The sequence below is a fragment of the Streptomyces sp. NPDC057099 genome, from assembly GCF_042671245.1.
GTDB classification, from domain to species: Bacteria; Actinomycetota; Actinomycetes; order Streptomycetales; family Streptomycetaceae; genus Streptomyces; species Streptomyces purpurascens.
Window position 1 is genome coordinate 65,075 of record NZ_JBHUTX010000024.1, and the last position, 11,270, is coordinate 76,344.

Sequence of the window (11,270 nt, forward strand, 5' to 3'; positions counted from 1 at the left end):
CCCGGAGCACAGCTCTCCGGGACCTCGCGAAGACGTGAGTCAGGGGGTGACCACCGACCGGGTGGTCACCCCCTGACGCGTGCCGTTGACGCCTGCCGTGGGTTCTGCGGGCTCAGCCCTGCTGCCCCGACGCCTTCCGCCACGTCGGCCGCATGGCCAGGACGCGTTCCCGCACCCCCGACCACCAGGCCGACGCCGTCCACACCACGCGCACGGTGGAGCGTGGCGCCAGAACCGCACGGAGCCTGGCGCCCCTGCCGACCGCGGCGCTCAGACCCGCCGACGCACGGCGGACGTCGTCCGCGATGCCCGCCGTCGGGCGGGGCAGGGGCGCGTACAGGACCTGCTCCACCGCGTTCGCCACCCGGTGCACCGACGCCGCGGCCGTCGCGTCGAGCCCGCCCAGTCCGACGATGCGGGCGGCCGCCTTGCGCGGGGTCTGTGACTCGTCCGGCGTGATGCCGAAGTCCCACGCGGTGTCGGTCAGCTCCTGCCAGACGGCCAGCGTGTACGGCGCCGCGTCCGCCTCGCCCCGGCCGTGTGCCCCCAGCCGGACCGTGCGTGTCCGCAGGCGCCACAGCATCGGGGCCAGGGGGAGTACCAGGGCGGCGAGGCCTGCCAGGGCCCAGCCCAGGAGCGCGTACCACTTCGGGCCGTCGTCGTCCGTGGGCAGGGCCGCCTGCGGGGACTCGCTCGCGCACCCGCCGTCCAGCTTCTTCTGCTCCGGCGTGCAGCTCTCGCTCGCCGAGGGCCTAGCCGAAGGCGCGGCGGACGACGTCTCGGACGGGCGCGCCGCGTCCGGAACCGAGCTGCCCGTGTCGTCCGGCAGGGTGTACGACGGCATCGAGCCGCGGTTCGGAGTCGGCTCGAAGCGGGTCCAGCCCACGCCCTCGAAGTACAGCTCGGGCCAGGCGTGCGCGTCCCGAAGCCCCACCGACACCGAGCCGTCCGCCTGCGGGGAACCGGGTGCGAAGCCCACCGCGACCCGGGCCGGTATGCCCAGGGAGCGGGCCATCGCCGCCATCGCGAAGGAGAAGTGCACGCAGAAGCCCTGCTTGTCCTTCAGGAAGCGGGCGATCGCCTGCGAGCCGCTGCCGACCTGCACCTGGGTGTCGTACTCGAAGCCGCCCGTCACGGCGAACCAGTCCTGGAGCTTGACCGCCCGGTCGTACGGGTCGCCCGCGCCCTCGGTGACCTTGCGGGCCGTGCTCGCCACCACCGACGGCAGCGAGTCGGGCAGCTTGGTGAAATCGCGCTCGATGGACGCCGGCGGCTTCGGCGCCGAGGCCAGCTGCTCCGCCGTCGGCTCCACGTCCAGGCTCTTGACCTGGTAGGTCAGGCCTCGGGTGTTCTGGCCGTGGTCGCCGACCAGCGTCATGCCCAGGGGCTCGTAGCGCCAGTTGCCCCGGATGTTCACCCCGCTCGGCGGGTACGGCATGGGCAGCCAGTCCTGGGCGTACCAGTCGGCCGCGGTGATCGTGGTGTCGACCTCCGTGCGCTTCACATCCGGGCCGAGGCCGACCGGGGTCGGGAACGTGCCGTCGGGGAGGGCGGTGATGGACCGCCGGGACGGCTTCCAGGTGGTGCCGTCGAAGTCGTCCAGGGACACGATCCGCAGATACAGGTCCGAGACGTCCGGCATCTTGGTCTTCACGGACAGGACCTGCTGGTCCTCGTCCGCGTTCAGGCTGTCGCGCAGCGACACCAGCGGGTTCACGGCGGAGATCGTGCCCCCGCCGCCCGCGCCGGAGCCGGCGCCGGCCCCCACCGAGTCCAGCAGGCCGCCGTTCATCGCGGGCAGGCCGAGCGGAACCACCAGGGCGATGCCCAGCGCGACCACGCCGATGCGCCGGCCGGTGCGGACCGGGGCGACCGGGCCGCTCTGCTCCCCTCCGGCGGTACGCGAGGCCCCGCCGAAGACCCGGCCCCACTGGGAGAGGCGGTCCCGCCCCTCGGCCAGGAGCAGCATCAGATAGCCGGCCGCCGCGACCAGGAACCACAGCCAGTCCGTGCCCCCGTCGGACAGCCCAGCGGCCACCGAGTACAGGGCGAGCAGGGGCAGCCCGGCCGGGGCGGCGCTGCGGAAGGTCACCGCGAGGGTGTCCACCAGCAGCCCGATGATCAGGACCCCGCCGATGAGCATCAGCCGTATGCCGTCGGACTCCAGCGGGGCCGGGATCGCGTACCGCGCGATGTCGTCCCCGCCCTGCCGGAGCAGGATCGCGAAGCGGTCGAGGGCGTCCGGCCCCGGGACCAGACCCGCGAGGGCCTGTTCACGGGCGAACACGAACGTCAGCAGGAACACCGTGACCACGGCCTGCGCCGCGACCGTCAGCGGCCGGGCCAGCGGCACCCTGCGGGTCGCGGCACCCACGCCCGCCTGCACGCCCAGCAGGAAGGCCGCCTGCACGATCCATGTGGCCGGTCTGACGAGGGGCAGCAGGGCGCAGGCGGCCATCAGCGTGGCCGCCCACGCGCCCACCGTCAGTCGTATCCGCCCGCTCATCACGGTCCCTCCCCGCCGCCGGCCGCGGCCACGCCCCTGCGCTCCCGGTCCGCCTGTCGCCACAGGTCGTCCAGGGAGGCCCCCCGCGGCACGCCCACAGTCGTCCAGCCCGCCTCGCGCAGCATGCGCAGCCGCTCCTCGCTCCCGTCCGACGGACCGGGCACATCACTCGGTTCCCGCACCCAGGTCTCGCTGTCCAGCACGAAGGCGACCGCGCCTCCGCCGCGTTGCCGCATCCTGGCCACCACGGCCGCCTGTTCCTCGTCCAGGTCGCCGAGGAAGGCCACCAGCAGCCCCTCGTTCCCGCCGCGCAGCACGTCGTAGGCCCGGGACAGGCCCGCGCCGTCGGAGTGGTCGATCACCGCGAGGGTGTCCATCATCAGCCCGGCCGCGTCCGCCGACCCCTGGCTCGCGCCCGCGAAGCCGTCGCCGCCCTCGCCGGGCACGGCGCTGCCGGTGTCGGTCAACAGCCGTACCGAGAAGCCGCGTTCCAGCATGTGCACCAGGACGGACGCGGCGCCCGCCACGGCCCACTCGAAGGCCGCGTCCGGGCCCGCGCCCTGGAAGGCGATGCCCCGGGTGTCGAGCAGCACCGTGCAGCGGGCGCGCTGCGGCTGCTCCTCGCGGCGCACCATCAACTCGCCGTAGCGGGCCGTGGAGCGCCAGTGCACACGGCGCAGATCGTCGCCGTAGCGGTACCCGCGCGGGATCACGTCGTCCTCGCCGGCCAGCGCGAGCGAACGCTGCCGCCCGTCGCCGTACCCCTTCGCCTCACCGCTGAAGCGCACCGGCGCCAGCGGCTCCACGCGCGGGATCACCGTCAGGTTGTCGTACGTCGAGAAGGACCGGGTCAGCTCGCACATGCCGAACGGGTCGGTCAGGCGCAGCTGGAGCGGGCCCAGCGGGTAGCGGCCGCGCAGGTCGGAGCGCACCCGGTAGGACACCTCGCGCCGGCCGCCCGCCTCCACCCGGTCCAGCACGAAGCGCGGCCGGGGGCCGAGCACGTACGGCACCCGGTCCTGGAGCATCAGCAGGCCCGTGGGCAGCCGCGAGACGTTGTCCATCCGCAGATGGACCCGGGCCTCGCTGCCGGCGGGCACGCGCGCGGGGGAGAGCCTGCGGCTGCCCGCGACCCGGTAGCGCGTGCGGTACAGGACCGTCGCGCACACCAGCGGCAGCACCGCCAGCAGCAGACCCACGCGCAGCAGGTCGCTCTGCCCGAGCACATAGCTGCAGACGGCGGCCGCGACGCCGGCGGCCAGGAAGGAGCGTCCGCGGGTGGTCAGACCGGCCAGGGCGGTGCGGATGCCGCCTTTCTCGTCCCGGTCGGCCTCCGCGTGCCCCGTCCCCGCGGTGGTCATCACAGCCTCCGCGGCGGCTGCTGGGGATACGCCGGCACACCGCGGCCCAGGCCGCCGAGGCCGCTCTGCTGCGGCGCCGCCGGCACCGGGGTGCGCTGCAGGATCTCCTCGACGACCTGCTCGGAGGTGCGACGGTTGAGCTGGGCCTGGGCGGTCGGCAGCAGGCGGTGGGCCAGGACGGCGACGGCCAGCGCCTGCACGTCGTCCGGCAGCGCGTACTCCCGGCCGCTGAGGGCCGCGGACGCCTTCGCCGCGCGCAGCAGGTGCAGCGTCGCGCGCGGGGAGGCGCCCAGTCTGAGGTCGGGGTGCGTGCGCGTGGCGCCGACCAGGTCCACCACGTAGCGCCGGACCGGGTCGGCGACGTGCACGCCGCGCACCGCCTCGATCAGCTTGAGGATCTCGTGCGCGTGGGCCACGGGCTGGAGGTCCTCCAGCGGCGAGACGCCGCCGTGCACGTCCAGCATCTGCAACTCGGCCTCGGCGCTGGGATAGCCGACCGAGACCCGGGCCATGAAACGGTCGCGCTGGGCCTCCGGCAGCGGGTAGGTGCCCTCCATCTCGACCGGGTTCTGCGTCGCCACCACCATGAAGGGGCTGGGCAGCTCGTAGCTGCTGCCGTCGATGGTGACCTGGCGCTCCTCCATCGACTCCAGGAGCGCGGACTGGGTCTTGGGCGAGGCGCGGTTGATCTCGTCGCCGATCACGACCTGCGCGAAGATCGCGCCCGGCTTGAACTCGAAGTCACGGCGCTGCTGGTCCCAGATGGACACACCGGTGATGTCCGACGGCAGCAGGTCGGGCGTGAACTGGATGCGCCGCACCGAGCAGTCGATGGACCGCGCCAGTGCCTTGGCGAGCATCGTCTTGCCGACCCCCGGGACGTCCTCGATCAGCAGATGTCCCTCGGCCAGCAGTACGGTCAGCGAGAGCCGTACGACCTCGGGCTTGCCCTCGATCACGCCTTCCACCGACTCCCGCACCCGCTCCACCACGGCGGTCAGATCAGTGAGGCTCGCTCGATCGTCATAGGTCGTCACCCGGCCCTCCTCGGCCTTTCCCGTGCTCCCAGGGAGCACGGGATACCCCATTTTCCCGGGCCGACGCCGCATGACGCGCGCCGGCCCACCCCGAACCACGGACACCACGCGTGAAACGCTCAGCGTGACGTCACTCCCGCATTCTTGCTGCCGTTACCGATTCGTGTCACTCGACTGTGGATAACTGGCCGCGATATGTCGGCCTTGCGACCCTTTCGAACGCGTGACTGACAGGATTTCGACAGCTGCGGCAGGCCGGCTCCGGGGTGGTGACGGGGCGGGTGACCAGGTCAGGAGGCGGGGTCGACCTCCCGCAGCAGGCCGGTCCCGACGTCGTAGACGAATCCGCGGACGTCGTCGGTGTGCGGCAGGAACGGCGAGGTGCGCACGCGCCGCATCGACTGCCGTACGTCCTGGTCGACGTCCTGGAAGGACTCCACCGCCCAGGCCGGGCGCTGGCCGACCTCGGCCTCCAGCTCGCCCCGGAAGTCCTCGGTGAGGGTCTCCATGCCGCAGCCGGTGTGGTGGACGAGGACGACGCTGCGCGTCCCCAGCTTGCGCTGGCTGATGGCGAGGGAGCGGATCACGTCGTCGGTGACCACGCCGCCGGCGTTGCGGATCGTGTGGCAGTCGCCGAGCTCGAGGCCGAGCGTGGCGAGCGGGTCGAGACGGGCGTCCATGCAGGCCACGACGGCCACGTGCAGGGCGGGCTTGGCGTCCATCCCGGCGTGGCCGAAGTCGGCGGCGTACCGGGTGTTGGCGTCGACGATGCGGTCGGTGACCGTGCCGTTTCCGGCTATGGCGCTCTCCGAACCCGTGGGAACTGATGCAGAAGTCGTCATATCCATGACGGTACTGGTCACGACTGTTTCGGGCCCGCTGTGAGAGAGGACAAAGAACGCCATCGGGCCTTGGAGTGAGGTAACCCACAAGGGTGGTATGCCTGCTGGTCGCGACGCGCAGGCCGGTTGATTGACCGGGCGACACGGTGGACTAAAGTGACGCGAAGCGGGAGGCGAGACTCTCCCCGCTGGACTGATTTCCCCGGAGACCCGGCGACGCCCGGCGATCTCCCCACGTGCGCGGCGCGTACGTACGGCTCGGCCTCCTCCCGCTCCCGGTCGGTTGACGCTTCCGGCGCCGGCAGGCCTCCCCTTCAGCGGCGGGCGGGGACCCGGCGGTGCGTGGGCCCGTGCCGGATCTGAGAGGCCCCTTTGAGCCAGAGTCGACACGTCCCGGTGATGCTCCAGCGGTGCCTGGACCTGCTGGCACCCGCCCTGGAGGGCCCGGACCCGGTGGTCGTCGACTGCACCCTCGGCCTCGGCGGCCACAGCGAGGCACTCCTCGAGCGGTTCCCCGGGGCGCGGCTCGTCGCCCTCGACCGCGACAAGGAGGCCCTGCGCCTGTCCGGCGAGCGCCTCGCGCCCTACGGGGAGCGCGCCACCCTCGTCCACGCGGTGTACGACGAACTGCCCGAGGTGCTGGACAAGCTCGGCATCGCGCGCGTGCAGGGCGTTCTCTTCGACCTCGGCGTCTCCTCCATGCAGCTCGACGAGGCCGACCGCGGCTTCGCCTACGCCCAGGACGCCCCGCTCGACATGCGGATGGACCAGACGACCGGCGCCAGTGCCGCCGAGGTCCTCAACACGTACCCGCCGGGCGAACTCGTCCGGATCCTGCGGGCGTACGGCGAGGAGAAGCAGGCCAAGCGGATCGTGGCCGCGGTCGTGCGCGAGCGCGAGAAGGAGCCGTTCAGCAACAGCGCGCGGCTGGTCGAGCTGATCCGGGACGCCCTGCCGCAGGCCGCCAAGCGCACCGGCGGCAACCCGGCCAAGCGCACCTTCCAGGCGCTGCGCATCGAGGTCAACGGCGAGCTGTCCGTGCTGGAGCGGGCGATCCCGGCCGCGGTGAAGGCGCTCGACGTGGGCGGGCGGATCGCGGTGCTGTCGTACCACTCGCTGGAGGACCGGCTGGTCAAGCAGGTGTTCGCGGCGGGCGCCGCCACCACCGCGCCGCCCGGACTGCCCGTCGTGCCCGAGCGTTACCAGCCGCGGCTCAAGCTGCTCACGCGCGGTGCCGAACTCCCCACGGAAGAGGAGATCGCCGAGAACCGGCGCGCGGCACCGGCGCGGTTGCGCGGGGCGCAGCGCATCAGAGAGGACGTCGAGTGAGCCACGTGCAGGGCGGCCGGTGTGTTCCGGACCCGAGGGAGCGTGCGTGAGCGGCAAACCCGAACTGAAGGGGAGGGCGGCCCGTCTCGCGCGGCTCTTCCCGACCGGTAGGGCACAGGCGGCCCGCATGCCGTTCGTGCTCCTCGTGGTCCTCCTTCTCGGCGGCGGCCTCATCGGCCTCCTGGTGCTGAACTCGGCCCTCAGCGAAGGCGCGTTCAAACTCGACGACCTCCAGCGCGAGACCAAGAGCCTCACCGACGAGGAACAGGCCCTCCAGCGGGACATCGACGCCTACTCCGCCCCCGAGGCCCTCCAGCGCCGCGCCCGCGAACTCGGCATGGTGCCCGGCGGCGACCCCGCCTTCCTCGAGCGCGACGGCACCGTCAAGGGCGTCCCCAGCGCCGCCCCCGGCACCTGGCAGAGCGCCGCGTACACCCCTCTGGTCCTCGCCCCCGAGGCCATGCCCAACGGCCCCGCCCCGACCCCCGGCAGGTGACGGAAGTGTCCGACAGGGAACCCCCGCGCCGCCGCGTGCCCGGCCCCGCCAGGCCCGCTCGGCCCGATGCACGGCGGCGTCCCGGCCCCGGTGCCCGTCCGGCCCGGCGGCCTGGCCAGGCCCGGCCGGGGGCGCCCCGGCCGCTGCGGCTGGGCAGCCCCCGGCCCCGGCTGCGACTGGTCGGGCTCGCGCTGACGCTGGTGATGATCGCCTTCGTCGTACGGCTGTTCCAGGTGCAGGCCGTCGACGCGAGTACGTACGCGGCCAAGGCCGAGCAGAACCGCTACGTCGGGCAGGTGCTGGCCGCCGACCGGGGCGAGATCACCGACCGGTCCGGTGTGGCACTGGCGACCAGCGAGGACGCCTACGACATCACGGCCGACCCCACGATGTTCGCCCCGGACCACCTGAAGATCGGTGACGGGCCCGAGCAGGCCGCCGCGCTCCTCGCGCCGATCCTCGGCCAGGACCAGGACGCCCTGGTCGAGAAGCTGCGGCCGAAGAACAAGAACCTGCGCTACGCGAAACTGGCCTCCCGCCAGACCCCGCAGGTCTGGAAGCAGATCAAGGACCTGAAGTCCGCGCTCGCCAAGAAGGAGCAGACGGACAAGTCCGCGCACAACGTCCTCGCGGGTGTCTTCTCCGTCGCCACCAGCAAGCGCGTGTACCCCAACGGCGACCTCGCCGCCGGGATACTGGGCTGGGTCAACGGCGAGGGCAAGCCCGGCGGCGGCATCGAACTCCAGCTGGACAAGCAGCTGGCCGGCAAGGACGGCAAGATCCGCTACGCCCAGTCCGGCGGCCGTCTCGTCCCCACCGTGGGTTCCACCGAGACACCCGCCGTGCCCGGCAGCGACGTCGAGCTCACCATCGACCGCGACATCCAGTGGGCCGCCCAGAAGGCCATCACCGACCAGGTGAAGGAGTCCGCGGCCGACCGCGGCTACGTCATCGTCCAGGACACCCGCACCGGCCAGATCCTGGCCATGGCCAACTCACCCGGCTTTGACCCCAACGACCTGTCGGACGCCGACTCGGCCGCGCTCGGCAACGCGGCCGTCCAGGACGCCTTCGAGCCCGGCTCCACCGCCAAGGTCATGTCGATGGCCGCCGTCCTCCAGGAGAACACCGCCACCCCGATGACCCACGTCGTCGTGCCCAACCGGCTGCACCGCGGCGACCGGCTCTTCAAGGACGACATCGACCACCCGACCTGGTACCTGACGCTCAACGGCGTCCTCGCCAAGTCGAGCAACATCGGCACCATCCTCGCCACCGGCCAGCTCCGCAAGACCCAGGCCCAGTCGAACAAGGTCCTCTACGACTACCTGCGCAAGTTCGGCCTCGGCAGCTACACCGGCCTCGGCTTCCCCGGCGAGACCAAGGGCATCCTCGCCCCGCCCGACAAGTGGTCGACCTCGCAGCAGTACACGATTCCTTTCGGCCAAGGCGTCTCCATCAACGCCATGCAGGCGGCGTCCGTGTACTCGACCATCGCCAACGGCGGCGTCCGCGTCGACCCCACGCTCGTCCGCGGCACCAAGGGCCCCGAGGGCCGCTTCACCCCGGCCCCCGAGCCCAAGAAGACCAGGGTCGTCAGCGCCAAGACGGCGAAGACCCTCGCCCAGATGCTGGAGTCCGTCGTGGACGACGAGGAGGGCACCGGCACCAAGGCGCGCATCCCCGGCTACCGCGTCGCGGGCAAGACGGGCACGGCCAACCGCGTGGATCCGGCCACCGGCAAGTACCACGGCTATACCTCGTCGTTCGCCGGTTTCGCCCCCGCCGACAAGCCCCGCGTCACCGTCTACTGCGCCATCCAGAACGCCACCCAGGGCAGCTACTTCGGCGGCCAGATCTGCGGCCCCGTCTACAAGCGGGTCATGGAGTTCGCACTGAAGTCCCTCCAGGTCCCGCCGACCGGAGCCAAGGCCGCGAAGCTGCCCGTCTCCTTCCAGAACTGACCGGAACCGAACCACGAGCCCTGCTCAGCACCGAGCACCACCGAGCCACCAGGACCGCCCCCGTGACAACGATCACCCCCGACCCCGGGAACCAGAGCACCCCCGCCCCCTCACTTCGCCCGGAGGCGGGTACGCCCGGTACGCTCACCGCCGTGCCACACGCTGATCAGTCCCAAACCACCCAGAAGGGCCACCCCGTGACATATCCCGGGCCGCCCCGGCCGGTGCAGGTCTCCGCCACACCCCTCGCGGAACTCGCCGATCAGCTGGGTGCTCCAACGCCGGACAGCGCCGCCGAGGTCACGGGCATCACCCACGACTCCCGCGCCGTACGCCCCGGCGACCTGTACGCCGCCCTCCCGGGCGCCCGGCTGCACGGCGCCGACTTCGTCACGCAGGCCGCCGGCCTCGGCGCGGCCGCCGTGCTGACCGACCCCACCGGCGCGGAGCGCGCCGCGGAGTCCGGGCTGCCGGTCCTCGTCGTGGACGACCCCCGCGCGCAGATGGGCGAGCTGGCCGCCACGATCTACGGCCACCCCGGCCGGGACCTGCTCCAGATCGGCATCACCGGTACCTCCGGCAAGACCACCACCGCCTACCTCGTCGAGGGCGGCCTGAAGACCGTCAGGTCCACCGGCCTGATCGGCACGGTCGAGATGCGCATCGGCGACGAGCGCATCAAGTCCGAGCGCACCACCCCCGAGGCCACCGACCTCCAGGCCCTGTTCGCCGTCATGCGCGAGCGCGGCGTCGACGCGGTCGCCATGGAGGTCTCCAGCCACGCCCTGGTCCTCGGCCGGGTCGACGGCTGCGTCTTCGACATCGGCGTCTTCACCAACCTCAGCCCGGAGCACATGGAGTTCCACTCCGGGATGGAGGACTACTTCGAGGCCAAGGCGCAGCTGTTCACGCCGAAACGCGGCAAACTCGGCGTGGTCAACATCGACGACGAGTACGGCCGCAGGCTGGCGAACGAAGCCACCGTCCCGGTCGTCACCTACTCCGCGGAAGGCCACCCCGACGCCGACTGGCGCGCCGAGGACGTCGAGGTCGGCCAGCTGGACTCGACGTTCACCGTCATCGGCCCCAAGGGCGAGCGGATCAGTGCCAAGTCGCCGCTGCCGGGCCCCTTCAACGTGGCCAACACCCTCGCCGCGATCGTCGCCCTGGCCGTCGCCGGCCTCGACCCGCAGGCCGCCGCCGACGGTGTCGCCGCCGTACCCGGCGTGCCGGGCCGTCTGGAGCGCGTGGACGCCGGGCAGCCCTACCTCGCGGTCGTCGACTACGCCCACAAGACGGACGCGGTCGAGTCGGTCCTCAGGGCGCTCCGCAAGGTCACCGAGGGCAGGCTGCACATCGTCCTCGGCTGCGGCGGCGACCGGGACAAGTCCAAGCGCGAGCCCATGGGGGCCGCGGCGGCCCGGCTCGCCGACACCGCCGTACTGACCTCCGACAACCCCCGCTCCGAGGACCCCCTCGCGATCCTCGCCACGATGCTCCAGGGCGCGGCCTCCGTGCCCGCGTTCGAGCGCGGCGAGGTGCAGGTCTTCGAGGACCGGGCCGCCGCGATCGCCGCCGCCGTCGCCCGTGCCGAGCCCGGCGACACCGTGCTGGTCGCGGGCAAGGGCCACGAGCAGGGCCAGGACATCGCCGGGGTGGTCCGTCCCTTCGACGACCGCCAGGTACTTCGCGAAGCCGTCCAGAAGACCCAGGGATGAAAATCCAGAAGACCCAG

General features: G+C 72.5%; 8 protein-coding genes. 4 read left to right on the forward strand and 4 right to left on the reverse strand.

Features of this window, described 5'->3' with window-relative positions:
* Positions 1-112: 112 nt before the first annotated feature.
* The 4 genes from ACFT4A_RS26225 to ACFT4A_RS26240 all read right to left on the reverse strand — a co-directional run bounded on the left by ACFT4A_RS26225 (position 113) and on the right by ACFT4A_RS26240 (position 5,809).
* Complete coding sequence (locus tag ACFT4A_RS26225; protein WP_382834174.1) at positions 113-2,506, reverse strand: DUF3488 and DUF4129 domain-containing transglutaminase family protein; 2,394 nt, start codon at positions 2,504-2,506, stop codon at positions 113-115.
* On the reverse strand, positions 2,506-3,867 hold the full coding sequence (locus ACFT4A_RS26230) for a DUF58 domain-containing protein (protein WP_382834177.1): 1,362 nt from the start codon (positions 3,865-3,867) through the stop codon (positions 2,506-2,508). The genes ACFT4A_RS26225 and ACFT4A_RS26230 overlap by 1 nt, the downstream gene beginning before the upstream one ends.
* Positions 3,867-4,904, reverse strand: coding sequence for an AAA family ATPase (locus tag ACFT4A_RS26235; RefSeq protein ID WP_382834180.1), 1,038 nt, complete (start codon positions 4,902-4,904; stop codon positions 3,867-3,869). The genes ACFT4A_RS26230 and ACFT4A_RS26235 overlap by 1 nt, the downstream gene beginning before the upstream one ends.
* A gap of 290 nt (positions 4,905-5,194) precedes the next feature.
* Positions 5,195-5,809: a beta-class carbonic anhydrase gene (locus ACFT4A_RS26240; protein WP_382834182.1), complete on the reverse strand. Its 615-nt coding sequence runs from the start codon at positions 5,807-5,809 to the stop codon at positions 5,195-5,197.
* 309 nt (positions 5,810-6,118) lie between these two features.
* Here ACFT4A_RS26240 and rsmH point away from each other — a divergent pair, with 309 nt between their 5' ends.
* From rsmH to ACFT4A_RS26260, 4 genes are all read left to right on the forward strand, one after another.
* A complete protein-coding gene (rsmH, locus tag ACFT4A_RS26245) occupies positions 6,119-7,075 on the forward strand; it encodes a 16S rRNA (cytosine(1402)-N(4))-methyltransferase RsmH (RefSeq protein ID WP_382834185.1) in 957 nt (318 codons plus the stop codon).
* Between the two features lie 46 nt (positions 7,076-7,121).
* Complete coding sequence (locus tag ACFT4A_RS26250) at positions 7,122-7,571, forward strand: septum formation initiator family protein (protein ID WP_382834188.1); 450 nt, start codon at positions 7,122-7,124, stop codon at positions 7,569-7,571.
* 5 nt (positions 7,572-7,576) lie between these two features.
* On the forward strand, positions 7,577-9,535 hold the full coding sequence (locus ACFT4A_RS26255) for a peptidoglycan D,D-transpeptidase FtsI family protein (RefSeq protein WP_382834190.1): 1,959 nt from the start codon (positions 7,577-7,579) through the stop codon (positions 9,533-9,535).
* 197 nt (positions 9,536-9,732) lie between these two features.
* Positions 9,733-11,253 carry a UDP-N-acetylmuramoyl-L-alanyl-D-glutamate--2,6-diaminopimelate ligase gene (locus tag ACFT4A_RS26260; RefSeq protein ID WP_382834193.1) on the forward strand — a complete coding sequence of 507 codons (1,521 nt, stop codon included), beginning with the start codon at positions 9,733-9,735 and terminating at the stop codon, positions 11,251-11,253.
* Positions 11,254-11,270 lie beyond the last annotated feature (17 nt).